We start from the raw sequence: 24,651 nt of genomic DNA, 5'->3' as shown, positions 1-24,651 counted from the left end.
CAGCGCGGCATTACCTGCAAAACATAGGAATATAGAGCTGTTATTATTGAATTATTTTTATCTATCAAAATTCATGTTGACGGCAACCCATCGCCTCCCCTAGGTCTTAACTCACGCAGGGGAGTCCCACCGAGGGGACTGAGAGGCTGACAGGGCAGAGCAATCTGACCGGCGACGCGACCCTTAGAACCTGACCCAGTTGACACTGGCGTAGGAAGCTAGGACGCGCCGCCAACGGGCTTTTGCCTCTTTGGCTCTGCGCCCGAACCGGGAGGGCCGTAGATCCTCCCCGCGCCTCCCTGCCATGCCTCATCTGGTGACTTTTTTGAGTATTGGCTCGAGGAGCACCAAAATGAACGTAAGCCCCCCAAAGATCACCCCAAAGGTGACAACAGGCGCCCTGCCTGCATCGCGCAAGATCTATGTGCCCGGCGAGATCCACGCCGATATTCGTGTGCCTATGCGCGAGATTTCCACCCATCCCACCGCAGGTGAGGCGCCGCTGCCGGTCTACGACAGCTCTGGCCCCTATACCGATCCCGACCAGCAAACCGACATCCGTCAGGGCCTCGCGCAGCTGCGCCGCAGCTGGATTCTGGCGCGGGGGGACGTTGAGGAATACCAGGGCCGCGAGATCACCGATGCGGACAATGGTTTTGTCGCAGGCGACCGCCTGACGCCGGAGTTCCCGGTCAAACCCGCGCCGCTGCGCGCCAAGGACGGCAAGGCGGTGACCCAGCTGGCCTATGCCCGCGCCGGCATCATCACGCCAGAGATGGAATTCATTGCCATCCGCGAAAACCAACTGCGCGAGACCTCCCCCTGCCACCGGGACGGCAATGACTTTGGCGCCAATATCCCCGATTATGTGACGCCGGAATTTGTCCGCCAGGAGGTCGCCGAAGGCCGCGCCATCATCCCGGCCAATATCAACCACCCCGAGATCGAGCCGATGATCATCGGCCGCAATTTCCTGGTAAAGATCAACGCCAATATGGGCACCTCGGCGGTTTCCTCCTCGATGGAAGAAGAAGTGGACAAGCTGGTCTGGTCGATCCGCTGGGGCGCGGATACGGTGATGGACCTGTCCACCGGCCGCAACATCCACAACACCCGCGAATGGATCATTCGCAACTCTCCCGTCCCCATCGGCACCGTGCCGATGTACCAGGCGCTGGAAAAGGTGAACGGTATTGCCGAGGACCTGACCTGGGAAGTGTTCCGCGACACCTTGATCGAACAGGCGGAACAGGGGGTTGATTACTTTACCATCCATGCCGGCGTACGGCTGCATATGGTGCCAATGACGGTAGAGCGCGTCACCGGGATTGTGTCGCGCGGTGGCTCGATCATGGCCAAATGGTGCCTGCATCACCACAAGGAGAGCTTTCTCTACGAGCACTTTGAGGAAATCTGCGACATCTGCCGCAAATACGACGTCTCCTTCAGCCTTGGCGATGGCTTGCGCCCCGGATCAATTGCCGACGCCAACGACGAAGCGCAATTTGCCGAACTGGAAACCCTGGGCGAGCTGACCAAGATCGCCTGGGCCAAGGATTGCCAGGTGATGATCGAAGGCCCCGGCCATGTCGCCATGCACAAGATCAAGGAAAACATGGACAAGCAGCTAGAGTGCTGCGACGAGGCGCCGTTTTACACCCTGGGGCCGCTGACCACCGATATCGCGCCGGGCTATGATCATATTACCTCGGGCATTGGGGCGGCGATGATTGGCTGGTTTGGCTGCGCCATGCTCTGCTATGTGACCCCCAAGGAACACCTGGGCCTGCCAGACCGAGACGACGTCAAGGTTGGTGTGATCACCTACAAAATCGCCGCCCATGCCGCCGATCTGGCCAAGGGCATGCCCGGCGCCCAGCGCCGTGACGATGCGCTGAGCCGCGCCCGGTTTGAATTCCGCTGGGAGGATCAGTTCAACCTGTCGCTGGACCCCGATACTGCCCGAGACTACCACGACCAGACCCTGCCAAAAGAGGCCCATAAGGTGGCGCATTTCTGCTCCATGTGCGGGCCGAAATTCTGCTCGATGCGGATCAGCCACGACATCCGCGCCGAAGCCCAGAAGGAAGGCATGGAGGCCATGGCCGCCAAGTTCCGCGAAGGCGGTGAGCTTTATGTGCCTGCCCCAGCTGACAAAGCGCTGGAACCGGGCGCATGATCACCATCGCGGGGGCGGGGCTTGCCGGCCTCGCCACCGCTTACGAGCTGTTGCAACGCGGTGCCAAGGTGACGCTGTTTGAACGCGGGCCAGGCCCGGGTGCGGCCAGTGTGGCGCGCTTTGCCGGCGGTATGTTGGCGCCCTTTTGCGAAGGCGAAAGCGCCGAAGAAGAGGTTGTCAGCCTCGGCAGCCGCGCCTGTGACTGGTGGGCCAAGATCACACCGGTGCATCGGCGCGGCACGCTGGTGGTTGCGCCTGCCCGCGACCGGGCCGAGCTCACCCGCTTTGCCCAACGCACCCGGGGCCACCAGCTGCTGGGCGGCAGTGATATCGCCGAACTGGAACCCGCCCTGGCAGGTCGCTTTGCCGGTGGCTTGTTCTACAAGGACGAAGCCCATCTCGATCCGCGCCGCGCGCTGGTTGACCTTGCCACCGCCGTAGAAACCCTCGGCGGACAAATTCGCTATGACACCCCGGCTCCACCGCGCGTGGATCTGGACTGCACCGGCATGGCCGCCGCCCTGCCAGACCTGCGCCCGGTGCGCGGCGAAATGGCGCTGCTGCACTGCCAGGGGGTCGAGATCAACCGCACCCTGCGACTGCTGCACCCGCGCATTCCGCTGTATCTGGTGCCGCGGGGCGACCAGCATTTTATGATCGGTGCCACCATGATTGAAAGCGCATCCACCCGCGCGCCCAGTCTACGATCGGTCAATGAGTTGCTCAGCGCCGCTTTTGCGCTGCACCCCGGCTTTGGCGAGGCCAGCGTGGTTGAGCTCGGCGCTGGTCTGCGCCCCGCCTTTGCCGACAACCTGCCCCGCCTGATCGAACAGGACGGCGTGCTGCACCTCAATGGGCTGTACCGCCACGGCTTTCTTCTGGCGCCAGCCATGGCGCGCCGTGCCGCCGAACGGTTGCTGCCACAGCCCGCAGACCTCGTGTTACTGGAGACCTCTGGATGAACATTACCGTAAACGCCAAACCGCATGACATCTCTGCCACCACGCTGGGCGCCGCCCTGCACGAGCTGGGCCTGACCAGCCCGGCGCTGGCCACCGCCCTGAACGGCAGCTTTGTTTCGCGTGCGAAACGTGTTGACACCCCGTTAACTGAAGGCGACCGGATCGAAGTCCTGGCGCCGATGCAGGGAGGCTGAGCCATGCAGTTTTACGGCACCACGCTCAGCTCTCGGCTGTTTCTGGGCACCGCGCAATACCCCTCCCCCAAGGTGCTCTGTGAGGCCATTGCCGCCAGCGGTTGCGAGGTCATCACCCTGTCCCTGCGCCGCGAAACCAGCGATGGCGCCGGCACCGGGTTCTGGCAGATGCTGCGCCAGACCGGCGCCCGTATCCTGCCCAATACCGCCGGCTGTCACAGCGTGCAGGAGGCGGTGACCACCGCTCAGATGGCGCGCGAGATCTTTGACACCGACTGGATCAAGCTCGAGGTCATTGGCCATGCCGACAGCCTGCAACCGGATGTCTTTGGCCTGGTGGAGGCCGCAAGGATCCTTAGCGACGATGGCTTTAAGGTCTTTCCCTACACCACCGAAGACCTGGTGGTGGGCGAGCACCTGCTGCAGGCCGGTTGCGAGGTCCTGATGCCCTGGGGGGCGCCGATTGGATCTGGCCAGGGGCTGCGCAATCCCGATGGGCTTCGGGCCATGCGGGCGCATTTCCCGGACACGCCCTTGGTGGTGGATGCCGGCATTGGCCGCCCCTCGGATGCGGCGGCGGCGATGGAGCTGGGGCTGGATGCGGTGCTGCTGAACACGGCGGTGGCCAAGGCCGGGGACCCGGTCGGAATGGCCCGCGCCATGGCCCAGGCCGTGGCGGCCGGTCAGGCCGGATATCAGGCCGAGCCCATGCCGCGCCGCGACATGGCGGTGCCCTCGACCCCGGTTTTGGGACTGGCAGAGCTGACATGAAGGACGATCAGGCAATGGAACGGTTTTATCTCATCGTCGGCCACGTGGGCCGGCTGGAATTGCTGGTGCCCCAGGGGGCCAGATTGGTGCAGCTGCGGATCAAGGACGCCTCCGAGGCTGAGCTGCGCCGCCAGATCGCCCGCGCCCGTGATTTCTGCGCCGTGCATGGCGCGCAATTGGTGGTCAATGATCACTGGCAGATCGCGCTGGATCTAAACTGCAGCTTTGTGCACCTGGGTCAGGAGGACATGGAAACCGCCGATTTTGCCGCGCTCAACCGCGCCGGGGTGCGCTATGGGCTGTCGACCCATGACGAAGCAGAACTGGAGCGGGCGCTGCGCCATGATCCCGCCTATGTGGCGCTGGGGCCGGTCTATCCGACCCTGTTGAAGAAAATGAAATGGGGGCCGCAGGGGCTGGACCGCGTCAGCCGCTGGAAACAGATCGCGGGGCAAACCCCGCTGGTGGCCATCGGCGGCCTAACGCCCGAGCGCCTGCCCGGTGTTTTTGCCGCCGGCGCAGATAGCGCCGCCGTGGTGACCGATATTCAACAGGCACCGGACCCCGAGGCGCGCTGCCGCCAATGGGCCGAGGCCTGCGCCTGATGTCGCGCTACGCCCGACAGATGACCCTGCCCGAGGTCGGCGCTGTGGGCCAGGCACGACTGGCCCGCGCCCATGTGCTAGTGGTGGGCGTTGGCGGGCTGGGCGCGCCGGTGTTGCAGTATCTTGCCGGTGCCGGTGTCGGGCAGCTCACCCTGCTGGATCCAGACCGGGTGGAGGCGAGCAATCTGCACCGTCAGGTGCTGTTTACCATGGCCGATATCGGCCAGCCCAAAGTCCGCGCGGCGCAGGCGCATCTGATGGCCAGAAACCCAGGCCTGACAGTGCACCCCCTCGCAGAGGCTCTGAGCGCGGCAAATGTGGCGCGGTATCTGGGCGACAGGGATCTGGGCGACGGGGATCTGGGCGCGGTGGATCTGGTGGTGGATGCGGCGGATAGTTTTGCCACTTCCTATATCCTGTCGGATGCCTGTCTGGCGCGGGGATTGCCGCTGATCTCGGCCTCGGTGCTGGCGCAACGGGGCTATGTCGGTGGCTTTTGTGGCGCGGCGCCCTCGCTGCGCGCCCTGTTTCCAGAGCTGCCAGAAAGTGCCGCCAGCTGCGCCAGTGCCGGGGTGATGGGACCGGTGGTGGGCGCCATTGGCGCGCTGCAGGCACAGATGGCGCTTAAGACCCTGCTGGGCCACAGCCCCGCGCCGCTGGGCCGGGTGATGCAGATAGACATGGCGGATCTGACCCTGAGCAGTTTTGACTTTAGCTCTGCCTGCGAACCCGCAGATCCCCTGCGGTTCACCAGCCCCGAGCTGATCCCGGCGCAGGCCCAAGTGATAGATCTGCGACCCGTTGAAGAAGCGCCCCAGCCTGCTGTCAGCGGGGCGCGGCGCTGCCTGCCCGATGACCTGATTGCTGCAAATAGCATCGCCGCGGCCCCGGCCCCTGCCAGGCTTGAGCCCAGGCTGCCAACGGTTCTGTGTTGCCGATCCGGCGTCCGGGCATGGCGCACGGGGCGCGCGCTACAGGCTCAGGGTTTTAACCAGATTGAAATTCTCGCCGTTGGTGACCCCGCATGAGCCGCATTCTGGTGGTGGCCGGCACCGACAGCAGCGGCGGTGCCGGCCTGAGCCGCGATGTGGCCATGGCCCAAAGCCTGGGCTGTTCGGTTGCACCGGTGGTGACTGCCGTCACGGTGCAGACCAACTCGGCGCTGATTGCCACCCAGCCAATCCCACCGCAGATTATCGCAGATCAGGTCACAGCCGCCTTTGATCCGGCGGGGCAGATCCCACGCGCCATCAAGATTGGCATGATCGGCACCCCAGAAGCCGCCCGGAGCCTGGCACAAGCGCTGCCCGCCCAGGTGCCAATTGTGCTGGATCCCGTCCTAAAAAGCTCCTCTGGCGGCGACCTGATGTCTTTGGAAGCCCTGACGCCCCTGCTGCCAAAAGTGACGGTGTTGACCCCTAATCTGGAGGAAAGCGCCCGGCTTGCCAGCACCTGCCACTACCCCCAGGAGCCGCCAGAACTGGCAGAATTGAAAATTCGGGCGCAGATCATTTTGGCGACGGGCGTTGCTGCGGTATTGATCAAGGGTGGACATGGCCAGGGCACCCACAGCACGGATCATTTGTTTACCGCTGACAGCCATCAGATGTTTTCAGCCCCACGTCTGCCCATAAGCAAACGCGGCACCGGCTGCAGCCTGGCAACCGCTCTCGCCTGTGCGCTGGCGCAGGGCGCATCTGTGACAGAAGCCTGCGCCCAGGCCAAGGCGCAGATGACCCTTTGGTTGAGCAATCCAGGTTAAGCCATAAACCCTGTTATCGCGGCAAAATCCCAGGATCAGCCGGATTGGCCGTTATTTTCATCCTGGCCAATGCGCAGCATGGTCAGGGTGCGCAACAAAACCGATTTACTGATAGGTTTTTGCAGAAAATAATCCATCCCCGCAGCCAGACAGGCCTCGCGGTCGGATTCAAAGGCATTGGCGGTCAGCGCAACAATCACCGGCTGCTCGATCTCAAGAGCGCGAATTTCCCGCGTTGCCGCAAGCCCGTCCAGCTCGGGCATGGACATATCCATCAAAATGATATCCGGCGCCATTTCCTCCTGACACAGGGTGACTGCCTGTCGGCCATTATGGGCTTCGCTCAGGGTGATGCCCAGATCGGCCAGATACTTGCGGACCAGCAAACGGTTGGTCCTGTTGTCCTCTGCCAGCAAAACCCGGCAGCCTGCCAAAGCTGCAGTGTCCATCATGGTCTCAACCCGAGAGGCGCCGCTGGAATTGACCGCCTCGGCCAGTTGAACTTTCAAGCGAAAGCACGAGCCCTTTTCCTTGAGACGACACAGATCAATGCCGCCTCCCATGCGCTTTGCCAGGATGCTGGAAATCGTCAATCCCAGCCCAGTGCCGCCAAAGGCCCGCGTGGTGGCCGCATCCGCCTGCTTGAAGCGATCAAAAATATATTCGGCCTGGTGGTCTGAGATACCAATGCCGGTATCATCCACCGCAATCACCAGATTGTAGGGGTCGTCTGCGCGGCAGCTGACGCTGATGTCCACGCCGCCCTCAGAGGTGAATTTCACCGCATTGCCGATAAGGTTCACCAGAATTTGCCGCAAGCGGCCATCGTCACCATGCACCCGTTCCGGCAGGTTGTCCGCAAAACTCACCGACACCCAAAGGCCTTTTTCCCGAGCTTTGGGCCGCAACAGATTGACCGCGCCAGCCACACAGTTTTGCAGATCAAAATCAATCGGGCTGATCGCCAGGCGCCCCGCTTCGAGACGCGACAGGTCAAGAATATCGTTGATGATTTTAAGCAGCGCGTTGGAGGAATCCTGAATGGTGCTCAGATATTGTCTTTCCTCCGGGCCCAGATCGAACTCCGACATCAGCTCCGCCATGCCCAGAATGCCATTCATCGGCGTGCGGATCTCATGGGACATGTTGGCCAGAAATTCCGATTTGGCGCGATCGGCACTTTCAGCTGCGATCTTGGCATCATTCAGATCATTGTTGCGCTGCAACAGCGCCGTATTTGCCTCGATCAGCTTTTCGCGCAGTTGCACGTCCTGGGTCACATCCAGATTGACCCCGACCATCCGCAGCCAGCCATCGCTATCGGCATAGGCGGTTCCCATACTGCGGATATGGCGCACCTCCCGGCTGGGCAAAATGATGCGGTATTCCGATCTGTAGCTGCCCCCGACGTGACAGGCATTGCGGAATTCAAGAACCGTCTTCTTATGATCATCGGGGTGCAGGCAACTCTCCCAGGTGTCAATCGACAGCGGATCATTGAGCTTGAACCCATAGATTTCGCGCAGGTTTGGATCCCAGACGGTTGTACTGTTCTTGGTATTCAGCTCCCAAATGCCGATCTTTGAAATATCCACCGCAATCTCAAGCCGCCGCGACAGGGTCTCCAACTGCCGTTCGCGCCGCTTTAAGGTTCGAATTGCATCGCGCCGTGCCGCCGACAGGCGACTGATCATATAGATCGGCACAACAATAAATCCGCCGGCAATAAAAACCAACAGACGCCAGGGCCAGGGATTGGCCCTGCTGGCCGACCACCCGCCCTTGGGGCGCGCTGCAATTTGCCAGGACCCAACCGGGAGCGGGATATCCAAAAGGACCGGGTTATCGGTAAAAACGGATGGGTCGCCAAAGAACTGTACGCCCTCGGCCCCCATACCGTCCTGTCCCCGTATTCCAACCTCGATGCCCAGGTCGGGAGAGTTGAACCCATGCGACTCGTACAGAGGTTCAGCCTTCATGACCGAGGATAAAATCCCCCAAAACCGGCGATTTTCCCCTGTTCCGACAAAGACCGGAAAGCGGCCAATAAAGGCCTCATCGCCCTGCACCAGCTGGACCGGACCTGCCAGAACCACTGCGCCCTTATCGCGGACTTTGTAGGCAGCCTCTCGCTGGGCGGCGTTTTGGTTATAATCCAGTCCCAAGGCCGCCTCGTTGCCGTGCAGCGGGTAGATCATCGAAACCACAAGGTCCGGCGCCGCTGCAACATGGCTAATGCCCGATTGTCTGCCCAGCACCATTTCCCCCAGCTGGGTGAACCGCTCCTGTGACATGTCCGGCTCGGTGGACAACACCGCAACCAGCCCGCGCACCAGCTGAAGATCGGCATTGAGCGCCCCTTCAAGACTGACCTGCAGCTCGTTGACTTCGCGGCGCACATCGGCCCGCAGCGCCTGATTATGGATGATGTCGTTTTGTTGTTCTGAATAATAGCCCGCAGCCAGAACCATAACGAGAGCGACCAGAACCGGGATATGGGCGCGTCGCACTAGCCCGCCAATGGGTTTTGCAGAAGAACCTCTCACGGAACAGACACCACTCAACCTTACCCATTTTGGCCCTTCATATAAAAGACCAAACCAATTCACCATTATCTATCGTTCGTCATGCAAGCTGCCGCACAGATGTTCATATCTGCTTAAAAACGCTTCCATTCAACGAAGTTCTTTACAGACCTAATCCTACCGTAACATTTACATGTCACAAAAAGCAGAGCGTTTATCAGATGAATTCATCACCACCACCCCCTGCAGTCATTGCCCCGACCGGCCCCTAGTGGCGCTGGATGTCCAGGCTGGCGCGCAGCCCCTGGCTGCCTTGATCGAACCGCAGCGTGCCGCCATGCTGTTCTGCGACGGTGGCAACGATGGTCAACCCCAGGCCAAACCCGTCAATAGCAGAGCTGTTGGCACCGCGCTGAAACGGGGCCAGAACCTCCTGGATCTCGGCCACGGTCAATTCAGATCCCTCGTCCTCAACCGTGATCACCGCCCGCTCGGCGCTCGCCTCCAGCCGCACCACGGCACGGCGGCCGTATTTCAGGGCATTGTCCACCAGATTGGTCAGGGCGCGCTGCAACAGGATCGGCCGCGCCGTCACCAGCACCCGGCGCGCATCCGGCAAGGCGCCCTGCCCCGCGCGGGCTGAAAACAGCGACTGCGCCCCCTGAACCACCTCGGGCTGCATCCGCACATAGCTCACTGGCTTGTCCAGATCCTGATAATCCGCCACCAGCGCCTCCACCAGCGCGGTGAGCGAGATCTGGCGCGGCACTTCCAGGCTGAGTTCCGAGCGGGTATAGGTCAGCACGCTTTCGATCATGCCGGTCATACTGTCGATATCCGCCTCCAGCTTGCGGCGCAGGGTCTGGTCCTGGATCAGTGCCGCCCGCAGGCGCAAGCGGGTGGCCGGCGTGCCCAGATCATGGCTGACCGCCGACAGAACCGTGGCGCGTTTCTCGATCTGCGCCCGTGCCCCGGCCAGATGATCATTCACCGCCGCGACAATCTCCTGCAGCTCTGCCGGGCCGGGGGCGGAGTAGCTATCCGGCCCCCCCAGCACCCGCGGCTGACGCAGCAGCCGGGCGAAGGCACCAAACCGCGCCGAGGTCTCGCCACTTTGGCTGAGCACAATCGCCAGCCCCACCGCCGCCAGGATCACCGCCAGCAGGCGCAGATCCGTCGGCGCCGCCTGACAGCCCCAGTAGGAAGCCCCCTCGACCTGCCGCCAGCCCCTGTCGCCATATTGGGCAAAGACCAGCGGATCGCTGCAATGGCGTGCCAACAGGCGGGTGACCGCCCCCAGCTGCTGCGCCGCCGTTTGCCGGGGCGCGGTTTGCAGATCGGCAACCCCGTAGCGCAGGCGATCTGACACAATCATCAACCGCAATACCGTGCCGGTGCTTGCCCCCATGCCAGGCCCAAAACCTGACCCCAACCCCAACGCCCGCCCTGTTTCCCCCAAGATCGAGATTTCGGTAACAAAACCGCCGCCCGGCACCTCAGGGCGTTGACCGCGCGGATGGTCGTTGGCCACGTCTGACTGCAACGACAGAGCCTGGACCTGCAGACCTGCGGGTGCAGGCGCATTGCCCTGCAGGGCCTGATACAGCAACACCCCCGCCATCTGGCTGCGGGCCAGATGCTGCTCCCAGGCGCGGGATGATTGCAGCCACAGAAAGGCCGCCCCCAGGCCAATGGCAAAGCCGACAAAGATCCACAGGCGCGCCTGGGTTTTCAGATCCCAGATGCGGCTCACGCGGTCTGCTCTTCCGCCACATCCACGGCCAGGACATAGCCAATGCCGCGCGCGGTGCGCAGCATCTGCGGATCTTTGGGGTCGCTTTCGATCTTGGAGCGCAGCCGCCCCACCAACATGTCGATTGCCCGCCCGGAGCCGTCGGGCTCTGCACTGCTGCCACTGCTGCCACTGGCAAAACCTTCCAGCAGGCCCGCCTGGATTTCCTCGCGTTTCAACGGAATATGCGGGTTGGCCAAAAACACCTTGAGCAGGCTGGTCTCCCGCTGCGACAGCGCCACCTGAAACCCCTGCGGCGAGAGCACCTCATCGCGTTTGCCGTCATAGGTCCAACCGGCAAAGCGGAACAGCGCCAGCCGCCGCCGATGAACCAGCGAGGCACTGCGGTTGGCCCGCTGCAAAACCGCCCGCACCCGCGCCAGCAGCAGCTCAGGGTTAAAAGGCTTTGCCACATAGTCATCCGCCCCGACCTCATAACCCGCCATGCGCTGGTGATCCTGAGACAGCGCCGAGACCAGAATGATCGGAACATCCTGTTCGCGGCGCAAGCGGGCACAGATCTCGACGCCGCTTTCCGATCCCAGCATCACATCCAACAGGATCAGATCCACCCGCCCCGCCTGCATCAGCGCCCGGATCTCTGCCTCATTTTCGGCGGCATGGGCGATAAAGCCGTTTTGCTGCAAAAACTGGGTCAGCATGGCACGGGTCTCCGCATCATCATCCACCACCATAAGCCGGGGTATCGTCATAGCCTCTTACTGCCTCTTACTCTCTCTGCCTTTGCCTGCCAGACTGCCCCATTTTTGCGGCCAAAGGTACAGCTAGGTAACAAGTTGTAACGGAAGTGACGGATTTCTGCGCTCTGACCACTGCAGTGGTCGGCTCAACCATTGCGACAGCCCCCTCCGTCAGCGCAGGCTAGGGCAATACCGTCGCCTTCAGTGGCGGCATCTGCGCCACTGCATCTTGGAGGAAGAGGTGGCGTAGTTCAAAGGGGCTGGTTGAGCTCTTGACGACTTTAGGGAGGAAGACAAAATGAAAAGATCCGTATTTACGGCCGCGTCCACGCTGGCGGTTGTCGCTGCATCCGCAGTATCCATGGCCCAGGCCGGTCCGGAGGCAGAGGTGCTGCATTGGTGGACATCGGGCGGGGAAGCCAAATCCGTCGCCGTATTGCAGCAGGAATTTTCCGCCAATGGCGGCACCTGGACCGATATGCCAGTGGCAGGCGGTGGCGGCGATGCCGCCATGACGGCGCTGCGGGCGCGGGTTTTGTCCGGCAATGCCCCCACTGCGGTGCAGCTGAAAGGCCCCGCCATTCAGGAATGGTACGAAGAAGGCGTTCTCGCTGATATCTCGGCCGTGGCCGAGGCCGAAGGCTGGGACAAGGTGCTGCCAGCCTCCATTGCGGCCCATATGAAATGCGAAGGCCAGTGGTGCGCCGCGCCGGTGAATGTGCACCGGGTGGACTGGCTTTGGGCCAATGCCGAAATCCTCGCCGCCAATGACATTGCGATGCCAACCAGCTGGGACGACTTTAACGCCGCCGCAGACAAGCTGATGGCGGCCGGAGTGATCCCGCTGGCTCATGGTGGTCAGGCCTGGCAGGATGCCACAGTATTTGAAGTTGTCGCCCTTGGCCTTCTGGGCCCGGATGGGTTCCACCAGGCCTTTGTCGATCTGGACCCTGAAATGCTGGGATCGGACAAGATGGTCGCGGTTTTTGACCAGATGCGCAAAATGCGCGGCTATGTGGACAGCAATTTCCCCGGTCGCGACTGGAACCTTGCCACCTCGATGGTGATGAACGGCGAAGCGGCGTTTCAGATCATGGGCGATTGGGCCAAGGGCGAATTCCTTGCTGCTGGCAAGGTGCCGGGTGAGGATTTCCTCTGCGCCTCGGCACCGGGGGAAGGCTTTCTCTATAATGTTGACAGCTTTGCCATGTTTGATGTCAGCGGCGACGACAAACAGCAGGGTCAGGCCCTACTGGCCAAGCTGATCGTCGGCCAGAATTTCCAGAAGGTCTTTAACCTCAACAAGGGCTCTATCCCAGCACGGGTTGATGTTGCCATGGACGATTTTGACTCCTGTGCGCACCTGTCATCGGCAGAGATGACCACCAGCTCCAAAGACGGCTCCCTGCTGCCCAGCTATGCCCATGGCATGGCGATGCGCGGCGCCCAGTCCGGGGCGATCACCGATGTGGTAACCGCGCATTTCAATTCCGACATGTCCTCGGCTGAGGCGGTTGAAATGCTGGTCGCCGCAGTGGAAAACTCGCTGTAATATCACCCGACCAAACGACCCGCTCCACTCACATGAGCTGTTCCGCCCGGGCAATTTTGCCGGGGCGGGACAAAACATAAAGGCACGATCCAATGCGCGCATGGCTGGAACGCCAGATCCCCAAGATGGTACTGGCCCCTTCGTTTGTGGCGATCCTCATCTTTGTTTATGGCTTCATCGCCTGGACAGCCTGGATCTCTCTGACCCGTTCAAAACTACTGCCCAAATACGATCTCTATGGGGTCATCCAGTATAAGCGGCTGTTTGCAGCATCGCGCTGGGACACCGCCATGGACAACCTGTTCCTGTTTGGCGCGCTATTCATCTGCATTTCCATGGCACTGGGACTGCTGTTGGCAATCCTGCTGGACCAGCGCATCCGCGTCGAAGGCGTGCTGCGCACCATCTATCTGTACCCCATGGCCCTGTCGATGATCGTCACCGGCACCGCCTGGAAATGGATCATGAACCCCGGCCTGGGGATCGAGGCCATGGTGCGGAGCTGGGGCTATGAGAGCTTTCGCTTCAACTGGGTAATTGACCCCGACATGGCGATCTATGCGGTGGTGATTGCCGGCGTCTGGCAGGCCTCTGGCTTTGTCATGGCGCTGTTTCTGGCCGGGCTGCGCAGCGTCGACGGTGAAATCATCAAGGCGGCGCAGATAGATGGTATTCCCGGCTGGCGGATCTATTCGGCCATTATCCTGCCCTCGATGGCGCCGATTTTCCTGTCCGCCTTTATCGTGCTGGCCCATCTGGCGATCAAGAGCTTTGATCTGGTGGTCGCCCTCACCGGGGGCGGCCCTGGCTATGCCACCGATCTGCCCGCAACCTATATGTATGCTATGGCCTTTTCGCGTGGTGACATTGGTCAAGCGGCGAGTTCCGCCATGGTGATGATGGGCGTGGTCTTTGCCATTGTTGTTCCCTATCTCTATTCCGAACTGAGGGCGAAACATGTCTGATTTTTCTGCCGCTCCTGCCGTGTCACCGCCCCTGCGCCCGGGGCAAATTGCCCTGCGCTGGCTGCTGTTTTCCCTGCTGGGCCTGTTTGCGCTGTTCTACCTGATGCCGCTTTTTGTCATGCTGACCACCTCGCTCAAAAGCCTGGAGGAAATCCGCAGTGGCAGTCTGGTGGCGCTGCCCCGCGAAGTCACGTTTGACGCCTGGCGCACCGCCTGGTCCGAGGCCTGCACCGGCATTCAATGCGAAGGACTGCGCCCCTATTTCTGGAACTCGGTGCTGCTGGCGGTGCCAGCTGTGTTGATCTCCACCTTTCTGGGCGCCGCCAACGGCTATATCATCGCCCAGTGGAATTTTCGCGGCGCCAATCTGATCTTCTCGGCGATGTTGTTTGGCTGCTTCATCCCCTTTCAGGTGGTGCTGCTGCCCATGGCCCGGATGCTGGGGCTGATGGGGCTGGCGGGGACAATTCCGGGGCTGATCTTTGCCCATGTGGTCTACGGTATCGGCTTTACCACACTGTTTTTCCGCAACTTCTACGTCACCATCCCCGGTGATCTGGTGAAAGCGGCCAAGGTTGACGGCGCCGGATTCTTTCGCATCTTCTGGTCGATATTCCTGCCGCTGAGCCTGCCGATTATCGTCGTCACAGTGATCTGGCAGTTCACCCAGATCTGGAATGATTTCCTGTTTGGCGTTAGCTTTAGCCAGGCGGGCACCCAGCCGGTGACTGTGGCGCTGAACAATATCGTCAACTCCACCACTGGCGTCAAAGAATACAACGTCGACATGGCCGCCGCGATCATTGCCGGTCTCCCCACCCTGTTGGTCTATGTGGTTGCAGGAAAATACTTTATTCGCGGCCTCACCGCCGGCTCTGTAAAAGGCTAATGTTATGACCCCGATCCTGGACATCCAGTCCCTCAGCAAAAACTACGGCGCGGTGGAAATCCTCAAGGAGGTCAATGTCGCCATCAACCCCGGCGATTTTCTGGTGCTTGTCGGCCCCTCGGGCTGTGGCAAATCCACCCTGCTCAACTGTATCGCCGGGCTGGAGCCTATTTCAGGCGGGTCGATCCGCATTGGCGGGCGCGACATGACCCAGGTCAGCCCCAAGGACCGCGATATCGCCATGGTGTTTCAGTCCTATGCGCTCTACCCCACCATGACGGTGGCCAAAAACATCACCTTTGGCATGAAGGTGCGCGGCATAGATGCCGCCACCCAGGCCCGCAAACTGGCCGAGGTGGCGCAGCAGTTGCAGATTGAGCCGCTGCTGGATCGTCGCCCCGGGCAGCTGTCAGGCGGCCAACGGCAAAGGGTTGCCATGGGCCGCGCCCTGGTGCGCGACCCCAAGCTGTTCCTGTTTGACGAGCCGCTGTCGAACCTGGATGCCAAGCTGCGGGTCAGTATGCGATCAGAAATCAAGAAACTGCACCAGAACCTGGGCGCTACCATGGTCTATGTCACCCATGACCAGATCGAGGCGATGACCCTGGCGACCAAAATTGTGGTGATGAAGGGCGGCGTGGTGCAGCAAATCGGCACCCCAGCCGAGATCTATAACCACCCGGCCAATCTGTTTGTCGCCGATTTCATGGGCTCCCCTGCAATGAACCTGATCCCGGCGCGCACCCAACAGGCAGGCAACGGGACCCAGATCGAAATCGCCCGCCCCGAGGGCGCCCCGATGGTGCTGCAAAGCCCGCATTCGCAAGACCTGCCCGAGGATGTCATCCTGGGCCTGCGCCCCGAAGATATCGCCGAAGCCGGGTTCCGCAGCGGTGCATCGGTTCAGGCCGCCCAATGCCGTATTGATCTGGTGGAACCGGCCGGCGCCGATACCTATGTGGTCTCGGAACTGGGGGGCAAACAGGTCACCGCACGGCTGCATGCCGAAACCAAAGCCCAGCCTGGCACCCTGCTGGATCTGGCCTTTGATCTCGGTAAGGTGTCCTTCTTTGCGCCGGATACCGGCGAGCGGTTGAACTAGATGCGGCGTCTGGTTGCGGATCTTGGCGGCACCAATTGCCGTCTGGCGCTGAGCACGGCAGCAGGCCAGCCTTTGCAGGCGGTGCAGAGCTACCGGAACGAAGATTTTGCCAGCTTTTCAGATCTGCTGGGGCGGTATCTCCGCGATACAGCACAGACCGCAATCGCTGAAATGGTGATTGCCGTTGCTGGTCCGGTCAATGGGCCTGCGGGGGATCAAAATACCCAGATGACCAATCGCGGCTGGAATCTCTCGTCGCGGGAACTGTCCCAGAATATGGGCAATATTCCGGTCTGTTTGTTAAATGATCTCAGCGCAATGGGGCATAGTCTCGCCGAGCTGTCGGAACACGAACTGGTCGAGGTCCAGCCACTGAACGCGGCAGATCCTCTGGGGCAAAAGCTGGTCATCGGGATCGGCACCGGGTTTAATGTCAGCCCGGTGATTGCTGCGGATCACGGCGTTGTCAGTCTGAAATCTGAATTTGGCCATGTCGCCTTGCCGCTGGATCTGTATCAGGCGCTGCAGGCGCAGATCGGCGCCAAAGCCACTGATTTCACCACCATAGAGCGCTGCTTTTCCGGCCGTGGCTTTGCGGCGCTCTATGCGGCCTGGGCACCGGATGCCCCGCAGCTGCACAATGCCGCTGCGATCATGGCAGCGGCCTCTCACAATGATAGCGTCGCGGCCTTTACCGGGTTCTACGCAGAACTCCTGGCGCTGCTGAGCCGCAACCTCATCAAGGGATTTTTGCCCCGTGGTGGGCTGTATTTTGCCGGAACCCTGGCCCGTAATCTGCTGACGAGCCCCGCCAAATCCGCCTTTTTACAGGCCTATGGGCGGCCAGATCCCCAGTTCCCGGACCTGACCGCCCCGGTGTTTTGCATCCTTGATGACGGGGCCGCCTTGAAAGGCTGCGCCGGGGTTGCGCTGCCAAACCGGTGATCTCTGGCCTCCTGACCTGCGTAAACCAGTTGGGGTGCCGATACACCGCTGCCAACTCCCCTGCCGCCTGCTCTGCCTGTGCCCCTTGCCCTGCCAGTGCCCCTTGCTCTGCCTGCGCCCCCTGCTCTGCCTGCGCCAGCCAGAACAACAGGTCGGGGGTGCAGTCTTTGGTGTCTTTTGCAGGTGCCAACAAAGACAAGGCCCTGTGAAACTTCCCTTGCTTGGCCAGGCAAATCCCCAAGGCAATCGAGATATCCGATCGGGTCGCACCAAGTTTATTGGCGTGCACCAACACCGCCGTTGCGTCGTCCATGCGGTCCACCTGCTGCAGGAGCTCCGCATAGATCACCTCAAGCTCACGTATCCGCTTACCGGCCAAATGAGTGCTGGCGCTGGCGCGCTATCTCGACCTCTGTCAACGCCGCCTGCGGGTTCTGCAAGCGCAGCAACGCCTGCGCCCGTGCCCCGTGCCAGGCCAGGGCAGGAACCCCCTTGGGTGGCAGCAGGTCGGCAGTCTTGATCCAATCCGCCAGCATATCAGTGCACTCTTTCCCCATATCCAAGGCCAGCTGATCGGCAACCAAGGCCGCCCAGGGTGGAAAAAACATGGGTGCGCCGCCGTTTTTCAGCCCGAATAGCCTCCCCGCCCCAGGTCGGATCCACCGGCCACTGTCTGCGAAACACCGGCCCATGATCGATAACCGTCAGGCTGGCAGGCGCAGACCCCAACGCTGCAAGCTGGCGCGCGGTTTCAAATGCCTCGGCACCGACATAGGAAAACCCGGTCAGATGCAGTTTGGCCTCTGGATCGCTGTGATCCAGAACCCTTGCATAACAGCGCGTGTGATCCGCAAAGCTGCGCGGGGTGGCCAAGGCCGCAGCCACAGGTCTTTGCATTAAATAGCAGTTCAGATCCTGGGGCGCCTGGGCCATCATATCCGTCAGATTTGGCCCTGTCGGCACCAGGCCGGGCAGAAAGACAAGCGGGTCCGGTCCACTGCCTGCTTTGGTGCAGACCAGGGCTTGGTGCCATCCTTGCAAAATAGCCGGAGCCAGATCCGCTCCGATGTCCCCTTCTGCACCGCCATGCAAGCGGGGTGCGGGGTTAAATTATGGGTCATATGCCGCATTCCGGGATGTAAAACGAGTCGCAAAGAGCGCCTTGCTACGACGCGGCAGCGCTCTGCGGTCCAGTTTGCCCGAGGGGGTCAGAGGCAGCGCATCACACTGGGCCACCAGTGCTGGAACCCAGGCCGAGGACAGATTTGCCTGCAATAGCATTCCCCACAAAGAGGCTGTGGCAAAGAAATGATGCGGCGCGGTATCGCGCAGGCACTCAACAATATGCCAGGGATCACGGCGCTGGTCGACAGCAGCCGATCACCAGAGCGCAGGGCGGGTTGGTCCCCATAGTGATCAAAGGCCCGGGCCAACAGCTCTCCCACCGGCGGGCTTGGGGCGACGACATCACAGGAAAGCACCCGCGAGCGCCCCTCCTGGGCGCTGACCTGGGGGATGCCCAGCGCCAGAGCCTGCTCCAGTGTCTGCGCCAAAGCAGCACAGATATGGGCGATACATGCAGGGATTTCGCCATCGCCTCAAGGGCAGACCAGGTCTGCGCGCCAATCTGCAGCGGCGTGCTTTTGCCACCATAAGAAGGCTGTGTCGGCGGGGCAAAGTCAAAGGGCAGCGACAGCTCTGGCAGCGGTGCGAATGAGGCCGGGTTCTGCGCGACAGCCGCCCCCTGGGGCTGCTGTTCCAGATCTCGGGCGTGATCGGCAAAATCATTCAGAGGGCGATCCGCTTTCCCGCAGAGATTTGCACCGGCTTTTGCACCCGCATTTGCACCGGCTTTTGCACTGGAAGACTGCCCATAGAGCTGCCCCAGCTCCTCGCAGAACTGCCCAACTGACCAGCCATCCATGATCGCGTGGTGATAGACCAGATGCAGCAGCCAGGCCTGTTAACCAACCCGGCAAGCCCGCAGACGCAACAGCGGGTCGCCCCGACGGGGATGGCATCGACCACTGCGGTCTGGCTGGGGACTTTGTAGTCAATCAGCCGGGCAAACAGTTGGGTGCGGGTTGCCTCCGGGGTGAGACCTGCGTCGTCGCCCAGGTAGACTGCCACCACAAGATCCTCGCCAAGGCTTTGATGTGGTTATACAAAAGCCACTGCATCGGTGATGCCGTCGATGTCGAGCAGGGCCTCGTCGATTTCGCGCGGAGAGATCTTTTGCCCGCCGCGATTGACCTGCTCCTTGCGCTGCCCGGTGAGGGTCAGATAGCCCTCATCGTCCAGCTGCCCCCGAAACCAACGCGGCCCCGAGGCAGGCCATCAATCCATGGATATGAAACAGCGGCATGGCGCAGAGCGAGATATCCTGATCGCTCAGCTCCTGAGACTGGGCGAAATTGCCGCAGGAGATCGCCAGATTCTGCTGGGTCAGCTGCACCATCTTGGGGCGCGCCGTGGCGCCGGAGGTATGCAGGATAAGCCCCGCTGCGCCGGGCTCAGACATGGCTGGCAGATCGGACCCCGGCGGGGGGGACTGAAACAGTGCGTCATCAAGCGTCAGGCTGGCAAGACCCGCAGCGGCAACTGCGGCATGGGCTGCGGCGCTGGCGCCCTCTCCCAACAGCCCAACCACGGCTTGAGATAAAAAGAAATTCTTCGGTGGTGTAGTCTGGGTGCAAAGGCGCCACCACTTGGGCGTGCAGGCAGGCCAGAAACCCAAGCGCAGCATGACGGGCCAGCGCACAATTGTCCTCCAAATGTACCACAGCCCCCAAATTTAACGATACAATGCCGCAGGACGACGAAATCGATTGAATAAAAGTCTCCTATTCGCCGTACCTTGAAAGATCAAAAGATCCGTTCCTAAACCCGCGTTTTGCGTTAACTTTGGTTAACGACTGGGCCGGGATGGTCATAGTTGCGCCAGTTGATCTACTGTTCCTTTGCAGGGCCTGCGCCGATCTTTCGCTGCATCAGCCATTCAAAAAGCCCCGGCGACACTCGATTGATGATCCAGGACAATCGCGCCACCCGCCCCACGGGAATGATGCTTTTGCCCCGCTTCAGCCCCTTAAGGATCTCTGCCGCAGCCTCTTCGGGGGTCATGTAATCCACCCCGTCCACCGCCGACCCTGGGCGGGCAATGCCATTGGTTTTGGCCTCGGATCGGCCAATATTGGTCGCCACAAAACTGGGCGCGGCAATCGCCACCCGGACCCCATATGGCTTTTCTTCGCAGCGCAGGGATTTGAAGAACCCCTCCAGCGCGTGTTTGCTGGCGGCATAGGCGGTGCGGTGCAACAGCGGGCTAAACCCGGCAACCGATGAAATCGCCAGATGGGTGCCCTTGGCCCGGCGCAGGTCCCCGAGCAGGGCCTGAGCCATTTCCGTTGCCGCAAAGTAATTGATATCAAAAACCTTTCGATGCGCCTCTGGGCTCAGATCGGCGCAGGCGCCAATCCAGGTGATGCCCGCATTATAGACCACCAGATCAATTGAGCCCTGATCGTCACGGATCTGCTCACACAGCGTGCCCATGGCGGCGGCATCCGTCAGATCACAGCCAATGATTTGCCGCCCCTTCACTGCAGGCAGGGCCGCAAGCGCAGGTCCCGGCAAGTCGATCAAGACTGTAGACCAGCCCGCCTGCCGCAACCCGGCATCCAGGGCCAGGCCCAGCCCCCCTGCTCCGCCGGTGATAATAGCCGTTTTGTTGTGGTTCCCGTTTGTCATCACAGCCCCGCCGCCTTTTGCCACAGCGCAAAGACCTCGGCGCTGGTCAAATCCGGCACATAGCCAAACCGCGTCTTCAGGGCGCTGTTATCCAGCACCGGACGATATTGCAGGAACCGCACCTGAGCCGGACCATAGCGCGACAGTTTCAAAGGATGAGCGATGGCCAGCGCCACCTTAAGCCCCCAGGCCGGCAGGCGCAGCACTGGTTTATTCATCGCCCGCGCCAGATCCGAAACCCCCAGCGCCCCGTCGCCGGCCACGTTGAAAATTCCCGGCGGCCCCTCTGCCACTGCCCGTTTCAGAATCCGTGCCAGATCGCGGGTCCAGATAAAGACAAAGGGGCTGTCACAGCCCGCAATGGCCAACAGGCGCGGTTTGTGAAACAGCGCGGTGATTTGGTTCTCCAGCCCCGCCCCCAGCACGGTCCCAACCCGCAGCACCACCTGCTCCAACGCAGGGGTATCGGCGCGGGCTGTCGCCAGCATTTCTTCGACCTGGCGCTTATGGTCCGAATAGGCGAACTCGCGGTTGCCCCGGAGGGGATCGCTCTCAGTCAGTGGCTGCGCATTGTCCGCATGATAGCCATAGGCCGCCCCGGAAGAGGTCACCACCAGACGTTTGACCCCGTGCCTCACACAGGCCGCCAGCACATTGCGCGAGCCAACAACATCGACGCCATGGGCAAAATCACGCGTCGTTGGCGCAACAATGGAGGCCAGATGGATCACCACATCCGGGCGCTCTTGCCCGATCAGCCGATCAGGATCATCGCCGCGCACATCCAGCGGTTCAAACCGGATCCCCGCAGGCAGAACTACCGGCGACCGTATATCTGTCGCCACCACCTCATAGGGACTACCCTCAGCCTGCGCCAACGCGTGCAGCAGGGCCGAGCCAACATCCCCTGCCGCGCCAGTGATCAGAACCTTTGTCATCGTCTTGCCTCCCGCCGGGACATGATTTGGGCCAGGCAGAGACCGGACACCGCGTGCCAAATCCCCCAAAGTGCCGCCACCACGGCCATGCCGCCCAGACCGTTAAAAAAGCCAAAGATCAGCACCAGCCCCAGGCCCGAGTTCTGAATGCCGGTCTCGATGGTGATGGCACGCCGATCATAGTCGCTCAGCCCCGCCAGCGAAGCGGTGCCATAGCCCGCAGCCAGCGCGATGGCGTTATGCAGCACCACCAACCCGCCCACAAAAGGCGCAAACTGCAGAAAGAAGGCCCAATTCGCCGCAAGCGCAAGCACCACAAAGGCCAGAAAAATCAACATCGACAGGTTCTGCATTGGCCGCCGCACCCGGTCGGCCAATGCCGGGCGGCGACTGTTGAGAAAGATCCCCAGCACCAGCGGCAGCACCAACATCAGCGACACCGTTGTCGCAATCTGCACCGGGTCAATCTCCACCCGGTTCAAAATCTCCCGCGTCGGCGCGTAAAGCTGGCCCCAAAAGGCGATGTTGAGCGGAGTGATCAGGATCGCCCCAACGGTGGCAAAGGCGGTCATCGACACCGACAGCGCCGCGTTGCCCCCGGCCCGATGAGTGATGAAGTTTGAGATATTGCCACCCGGACAGGCGGCAACCAGGATCAGCCCCAGCGCAATAGAGGCCCGAGGCTCCACTATAAGCACTAGCAAAAAGCTCAGCGCGGGCAGCACGATAAACTGCGAAATCAACCCGGTCACTACAGGTTTGGGAGCCCGTGCCAGTCGGGCAAAGTCGCTGGGCTTCAGATCCAGCGCGATGGAAAACATCACGATGGCAAGAATGGCGTTCATCACCATCAAGCTGGCACCGCTGAAGTTCAGAACAACTGTATCAAGATCGGTCATGCCCGCCCCCCGGTCAGGGCCGCGATCCAGCCGGTGACGGCCTTGCGGTAGGTTGCCTTGTCCACGTAATAGGCCATACGCGCCAGTTTCAGGTAATTCATGCCGCCGGTTGCCCGCTCAAACCCTGCGGATTTTTCCCGTTTCAGCTGCGCCGCCCCCGCAGAGCCATCCCGCAGCCCCTTGATATAGCGCGCCACCATTTCCGCCTGTTCATGGCGCCCCTGCCAGCCCAGCCCCGAGGCCTCGACCATGCCCAGCACAAACAGGTCGTCGCGTTTGGGATGCATGCAATTGAGGTAGAGATGTGGTGCCGCGCCTTGCCAGTTCAGCAGCTCTTTGTCGATAAAAGGGTAGTGCAGCAAATAACCGGTGGCGGTCAGGATCATGTCATAATCCGCCTGTGAGCCATCGGTAAAATGCACCGTTTTGCCGTCGATATGGTCGATATCAGGGCGCACAGTCAGGTCGCCATGGCCCGCATGAAACAGGATCAGCGAATTCACCACCGGGTGGCTCTCATAGAGCGCATAATCCGGCTTGGGAAAGCCGTATTTTTGCGGATCGCCAACAAACCATTTCAGGATCATCCCATCGACCCGGCGCTTTAGCCACATCGGCAGGCGAATGGCACCGCCCATGGTATCCGCCGGTTTGCCAAAGACGTATTTGGGCACAAAATAGTATCCGCGCCGCATCGAGATATCGCAGCTCACCCCGTGGTGGATGGCATCCACGGCAATGTCGCAACCGGAATTCCCCGCCCCGACAATCAACACCCGCTTGTCGGCAAACTGGCGCGGGTCGCGGTACTGGGCCGAATGGATCTGCTCGCCGTCAAAGTGACCTTTGAAGCTGGGTAGATTGGGCTCTGCCAGGGTGCCATTGGCGATCAATACACCGGCAAAGATCGCGCTGTGCTCCTGCCCCTCGCCATCGCGCCAGGTCACGCGCCAGCCATCGCCGCTGCCCCCCAGGGGATCACAGGACAGCACCTGACAGTTAAAAGCGTAGTCTTTGTAGAGATCATAGTGACGGGCAAAATCGCAAAAATAGCGGCGCATTTCCCAGTGCGAGGGGTATTCGGCAACCTCTTCGGCCATTGGAAAGTCGTGAAATTGAGTCATCTTTTTGGACGAAATCAAATGCGCGGTTTCATACATGGTCGATTGCGGCGCATCGATGTCCCACAGCCCCCCCACGTCCGAATGCAGCTCGAACCCCTGAAAGGGAATGCCCTGTTCTTTCAACAGTTTTGCCATGGCCAGCCCCATGGGCCCCGCCCCAATCAGTGCAAACCTATCCGCCGCGACGCTCTCTTGCGCCGCGTTTGTCTGTGCCGTCATCATTTTTCCTCCCTGGTGCGCCATCAGGCGCTCTTTTAGATTGAACGACTGTTAAAAATAGGGCAAGGTATTTCTGCCATGACCGAAAAAGTGAAAGAAAATCAACGACAACGTGCGCCGAGCAAGCGCTCTTTGGCGACTCGTGAGCGCATTTATGATGCCGCAGAGCAGCTGTTTTCAGAGCGTGGGTTTGAAGGGGCTTCGATTCGTGACATCGCCCGCGCCGCCGATGTGCAGGGGGCCCTGGTCAATCATCACGGCGGCAGCAAAGAGGCGCTGTTTGCCACTGTGGTCACCCGGCGGGCGCAGGAACTGGCCCGGCTCAGACAAGATGCCCTTGCCTTAGCCAAAACCGAAGGTCCGCTCACCCTGCGCCGGATTCTGACCTGCTTTATTGCGCCTTTCATCGACAAGACCCTGAATGGCGGCGCCGCCTGGTCGGCCTATGGTCGGCTGATCGCCCATGTCTCGTCGGATGTGCGCTGGCAGCATATTGCACAGCGCTGTTTTGACCCAACCGTCAGGGTCTTTCTTGCGGAGATTGCAGCAATCCTGCCCGAGAGCTCGCAGCAAAAGATCAGCACCCATTTTGTCTTTATGGTCTCTGCAATGCTGTCCCTTTGCACCTCGCGCTGGCGAATTGCAGGCCTCGCAGACAGCGCGCGCCCGCAGGATGCAGCCGGGGACCTGGCTGCGGATCTCACCGCGCACTTGTTGGCCTTTTGCGAGGCGGGATTTAGATCCTAGGGCCAGGCACCCGGCCCCACACAACGCGCC

General features: G+C 61.1%; 24 protein-coding genes and 1 riboswitch. Of the genes, 13 read left to right on the top strand and 11 right to left on the bottom strand.

The features are described 5' to 3' along the window. Positions 1–107 precede the first annotated feature (107 nt). Positions 108–234: riboswitch (TPP riboswitch) on the top strand. 118 nt (positions 235–352) lie between these two features. Genes thiC through QZ268_RS07715 form a run of 7 tightly spaced genes read left to right on the top strand, consistent with a single transcriptional unit; the run spans position 353 to position 6,473 of the window. Then, a complete protein-coding gene (gene thiC / locus QZ268_RS07745; RefSeq protein ID WP_295450526.1) occupies positions 353–2,179 on the top strand; it encodes a phosphomethylpyrimidine synthase ThiC in 1,827 nt (608 codons plus the stop codon). Continuing rightward, positions 2,176–3,141: an FAD-dependent oxidoreductase gene (locus QZ268_RS07740; RefSeq protein ID WP_295450524.1), complete on the top strand. Its 966-nt coding sequence runs from the start codon at positions 2,176–2,178 to the stop codon at positions 3,139–3,141. The genes thiC and QZ268_RS07740 overlap by 4 nt, the downstream gene beginning before the upstream one ends. Then, positions 3,138–3,335: a sulfur carrier protein ThiS gene (gene thiS / locus QZ268_RS07735; protein WP_295450522.1), complete on the top strand. Its 198-nt coding sequence runs from the start codon at positions 3,138–3,140 to the stop codon at positions 3,333–3,335. Before QZ268_RS07740 ends, thiS begins: the two co-directional genes overlap by 4 nt. 3 nt (positions 3,336–3,338) lie before the next feature. Beyond that, complete coding sequence (locus QZ268_RS07730; RefSeq protein ID WP_295450521.1) at positions 3,339–4,106, top strand: thiazole synthase; 768 nt, start codon at positions 3,339–3,341, stop codon at positions 4,104–4,106. Positions 4,107–4,120: 14 nt separating this feature from the next. Beyond that, the gene (locus QZ268_RS07725) at positions 4,121–4,711 is read left to right on the top strand and encodes a thiamine phosphate synthase (protein ID WP_295450642.1); all 591 of its coding nucleotides are present in this window, start codon (positions 4,121–4,123) and stop codon (positions 4,709–4,711) included. After that, positions 4,711–5,739, top strand: a complete 1,029-nt coding sequence (locus tag QZ268_RS07720; RefSeq protein ID WP_295450519.1) for a HesA/MoeB/ThiF family protein — start codon at positions 4,711–4,713, stop codon at positions 5,737–5,739. The genes QZ268_RS07725 and QZ268_RS07720 overlap by 1 nt, the downstream gene beginning before the upstream one ends. Continuing rightward, complete coding sequence (locus QZ268_RS07715; RefSeq protein ID WP_295450517.1) at positions 5,736–6,473, top strand: hydroxymethylpyrimidine/phosphomethylpyrimidine kinase; 738 nt, start codon at positions 5,736–5,738, stop codon at positions 6,471–6,473. Before QZ268_RS07720 ends, QZ268_RS07715 begins: the two co-directional genes overlap by 4 nt. A gap of 35 nt (positions 6,474–6,508) precedes the next feature. Here QZ268_RS07715 and QZ268_RS07710 read toward each other — a convergent pair whose 3' ends face one another. The 3 genes from QZ268_RS07710 to QZ268_RS07700 all read right to left on the bottom strand — a co-directional run bounded on the left by QZ268_RS07710 (position 6,509) and on the right by QZ268_RS07700 (position 11,503). After that, complete coding sequence (locus QZ268_RS07710) at positions 6,509–9,019, bottom strand: response regulator (RefSeq protein ID WP_349376700.1); 2,511 nt, start codon at positions 9,017–9,019, stop codon at positions 6,509–6,511. Positions 9,020–9,266: 247 nt separating this feature from the next. Next, positions 9,267–10,751, bottom strand: a complete 1,485-nt coding sequence (locus tag QZ268_RS07705; RefSeq protein WP_295450515.1) for a HAMP domain-containing sensor histidine kinase — start codon at positions 10,749–10,751, stop codon at positions 9,267–9,269. After that, positions 10,748–11,503: a response regulator transcription factor gene (locus QZ268_RS07700; protein WP_295450512.1), complete on the bottom strand. Its 756-nt coding sequence runs from the start codon at positions 11,501–11,503 to the stop codon at positions 10,748–10,750. Before QZ268_RS07700 ends, QZ268_RS07705 begins: the two co-directional genes overlap by 4 nt. Positions 11,504–11,789: 286 nt before the next feature. On the opposite strand from QZ268_RS07700, the gene QZ268_RS07695 reads away from it, so the two are divergent. The 5 genes from QZ268_RS07695 to QZ268_RS07675 all read left to right on the top strand — a co-directional run bounded on the left by QZ268_RS07695 (position 11,790) and on the right by QZ268_RS07675 (position 16,944). Beyond that, on the top strand, positions 11,790–13,043 hold the full coding sequence (locus QZ268_RS07695) for an ABC transporter substrate-binding protein (protein ID WP_295450511.1): 1,254 nt from the start codon (positions 11,790–11,792) through the stop codon (positions 13,041–13,043). Between the two features lie 92 nt (positions 13,044–13,135). Beyond that, the gene (locus QZ268_RS07690) at positions 13,136–14,008 is read left to right on the top strand and encodes a sugar ABC transporter permease (protein WP_295450509.1); all 873 of its coding nucleotides are present in this window, start codon (positions 13,136–13,138) and stop codon (positions 14,006–14,008) included. Then, positions 14,001–14,897: a carbohydrate ABC transporter permease gene (locus QZ268_RS07685; RefSeq protein ID WP_295450508.1), complete on the top strand. Its 897-nt coding sequence runs from the start codon at positions 14,001–14,003 to the stop codon at positions 14,895–14,897. Before QZ268_RS07690 ends, QZ268_RS07685 begins: the two co-directional genes overlap by 8 nt. A gap of 4 nt (positions 14,898–14,901) precedes the next feature. Then, entirely contained in the window at positions 14,902–15,999 is a 1,098-nt protein-coding gene (gene ugpC, locus QZ268_RS07680; protein ID WP_295450506.1) for a sn-glycerol-3-phosphate ABC transporter ATP-binding protein UgpC, read from the top strand. Next, positions 16,000–16,944 (top strand): ROK family protein, encoded by a 945-nt coding sequence (locus tag QZ268_RS07675; RefSeq protein ID WP_295450504.1) that lies wholly within the window; start codon positions 16,000–16,002, stop codon positions 16,942–16,944. A 368-nt stretch (positions 16,945–17,312) separates the two neighbouring features. Here QZ268_RS07675 and QZ268_RS07670 read toward each other — a convergent pair whose 3' ends face one another. The 8 genes from QZ268_RS07670 to QZ268_RS07635 form a co-directional block, all read right to left on the bottom strand. Continuing rightward, positions 17,313–17,480, bottom strand: a complete 168-nt coding sequence (locus tag QZ268_RS07670; protein ID WP_295450500.1) for a hypothetical protein — start codon at positions 17,478–17,480, stop codon at positions 17,313–17,315. A 1-nt stretch (position 17,481) separates the two neighbouring features. Further along, a complete protein-coding gene (locus QZ268_RS07665; protein ID WP_295450498.1) occupies positions 17,482–17,841 on the bottom strand; it encodes a thioesterase domain-containing protein in 360 nt (119 codons plus the stop codon). 457 nt (positions 17,842–18,298) lie between these two features. Next, a complete protein-coding gene (locus QZ268_RS20170; protein ID WP_365321675.1) occupies positions 18,299–18,868 on the bottom strand; it encodes a hypothetical protein in 570 nt (189 codons plus the stop codon). Between the two features lie 366 nt (positions 18,869–19,234). Beyond that, complete coding sequence (locus QZ268_RS07655) at positions 19,235–19,705, bottom strand: AMP-binding protein (protein WP_295450493.1); 471 nt, start codon at positions 19,703–19,705, stop codon at positions 19,235–19,237. Positions 19,706–19,893: 188 nt separating this feature from the next. Beyond that, entirely contained in the window at positions 19,894–20,694 is an 801-nt protein-coding gene (locus QZ268_RS07650; protein ID WP_295450490.1) for an SDR family NAD(P)-dependent oxidoreductase, read from the bottom strand. After that, positions 20,694–21,632 carry an SDR family oxidoreductase gene (locus QZ268_RS07645; protein WP_295450488.1) on the bottom strand — a complete coding sequence of 313 codons (939 nt, stop codon included), beginning with the start codon at positions 21,630–21,632 and terminating at the stop codon, positions 20,694–20,696. The genes QZ268_RS07650 and QZ268_RS07645 overlap by 1 nt, the downstream gene beginning before the upstream one ends. After that, positions 21,629–22,531, bottom strand: a complete 903-nt coding sequence (locus tag QZ268_RS07640) for a bile acid:sodium symporter family protein (protein ID WP_295450485.1) — start codon at positions 22,529–22,531, stop codon at positions 21,629–21,631. The genes QZ268_RS07645 and QZ268_RS07640 overlap by 4 nt, the downstream gene beginning before the upstream one ends. Further along, complete coding sequence (locus QZ268_RS07635; protein ID WP_295450482.1) at positions 22,528–23,874, bottom strand: NAD(P)-binding domain-containing protein; 1,347 nt, start codon at positions 23,872–23,874, stop codon at positions 22,528–22,530. The genes QZ268_RS07640 and QZ268_RS07635 overlap by 4 nt, the downstream gene beginning before the upstream one ends. Before the next feature lie 78 nt (positions 23,875–23,952). Here QZ268_RS07635 and QZ268_RS07630 point away from each other — a divergent pair, with 78 nt between their 5' ends. Next, on the top strand, positions 23,953–24,621 hold the full coding sequence (locus tag QZ268_RS07630) for a TetR/AcrR family transcriptional regulator (protein ID WP_295450479.1): 669 nt from the start codon (positions 23,953–23,955) through the stop codon (positions 24,619–24,621). The last annotated feature ends 30 nt before the right edge of the window (positions 24,622–24,651 follow it).

It is taken from the genome of uncultured Pseudophaeobacter sp. (genome assembly GCA_905479575.1).
GTDB lineage: Bacteria > Pseudomonadota > Alphaproteobacteria > Rhodobacterales > Rhodobacteraceae > Pseudophaeobacter.
This window is presented reverse-complemented; position numbering and strand designations above follow the sequence as displayed.

Coding starts and splice junctions, on each gene's coding strand:
- QZ268_RS07670 (WP_295450500.1), bottom strand. CDS start 17,480: ATGCTGGCGGATTGGATCAAGACTGCCGACCTGCTGCCACCCAAGGGG.
- QZ268_RS07675 (WP_295450504.1), top strand. CDS start 16,000: ATGCGGCGTCTGGTTGCGGATCTTGGCGGCACCAATTGCCGTCTGGCG.
- QZ268_RS07640 (WP_295450485.1), bottom strand. CDS start 22,531: ATGACCGATCTTGATACAGTTGTTCTGAACTTCAGCGGTGCCAGCTTG.
- QZ268_RS07665 (WP_295450498.1), bottom strand. CDS start 17,841: ATGCAAAGACCTGTGGCTGCGGCCTTGGCCACCCCGCGCAGCTTTGCG.
- ugpC (WP_295450506.1), top strand. CDS start 14,902: ATGACCCCGATCCTGGACATCCAGTCCCTCAGCAAAAACTACGGCGCG.
- QZ268_RS07695 (WP_295450511.1), top strand. CDS start 11,790: ATGAAAAGATCCGTATTTACGGCCGCGTCCACGCTGGCGGTTGTCGCT.
- QZ268_RS07730 (WP_295450521.1), top strand. CDS start 3,339: ATGCAGTTTTACGGCACCACGCTCAGCTCTCGGCTGTTTCTGGGCACC.
- QZ268_RS07650 (WP_295450490.1), bottom strand. CDS start 20,694: ATGACAAACGGGAACCACAACAAAACGGCTATTATCACCGGCGGAGCA.
- QZ268_RS07690 (WP_295450509.1), top strand. CDS start 13,136: ATGCGCGCATGGCTGGAACGCCAGATCCCCAAGATGGTACTGGCCCCT.
- QZ268_RS07700 (WP_295450512.1), bottom strand. CDS start 11,503: ATGACGATACCCCGGCTTATGGTGGTGGATGATGATGCGGAGACCCGT.
- QZ268_RS07725 (WP_295450642.1), top strand. CDS start 4,121: ATGGAACGGTTTTATCTCATCGTCGGCCACGTGGGCCGGCTGGAATTG.
- QZ268_RS07635 (WP_295450482.1), bottom strand. CDS start 23,874: ATGACGGCACAGACAAACGCGGCGCAAGAGAGCGTCGCGGCGGATAGG.
- QZ268_RS07685 (WP_295450508.1), top strand. CDS start 14,001: ATGTCTGATTTTTCTGCCGCTCCTGCCGTGTCACCGCCCCTGCGCCCG.
- QZ268_RS07645 (WP_295450488.1), bottom strand. CDS start 21,632: ATGACAAAGGTTCTGATCACTGGCGCGGCAGGGGATGTTGGCTCGGCC.
- QZ268_RS07630 (WP_295450479.1), top strand. CDS start 23,953: ATGACCGAAAAAGTGAAAGAAAATCAACGACAACGTGCGCCGAGCAAG.
- QZ268_RS20170 (WP_365321675.1), bottom strand. CDS start 18,868: ATGGATGGCTGGTCAGTTGGGCAGTTCTGCGAGGAGCTGGGGCAGCTC.
- QZ268_RS07715 (WP_295450517.1), top strand. CDS start 5,736: ATGAGCCGCATTCTGGTGGTGGCCGGCACCGACAGCAGCGGCGGTGCC.
- thiC (WP_295450526.1), top strand. CDS start 353: ATGAACGTAAGCCCCCCAAAGATCACCCCAAAGGTGACAACAGGCGCC.
- QZ268_RS07720 (WP_295450519.1), top strand. CDS start 4,711: ATGTCGCGCTACGCCCGACAGATGACCCTGCCCGAGGTCGGCGCTGTG.
- thiS (WP_295450522.1), top strand. CDS start 3,138: ATGAACATTACCGTAAACGCCAAACCGCATGACATCTCTGCCACCACG.
- QZ268_RS07740 (WP_295450524.1), top strand. CDS start 2,176: ATGATCACCATCGCGGGGGCGGGGCTTGCCGGCCTCGCCACCGCTTAC.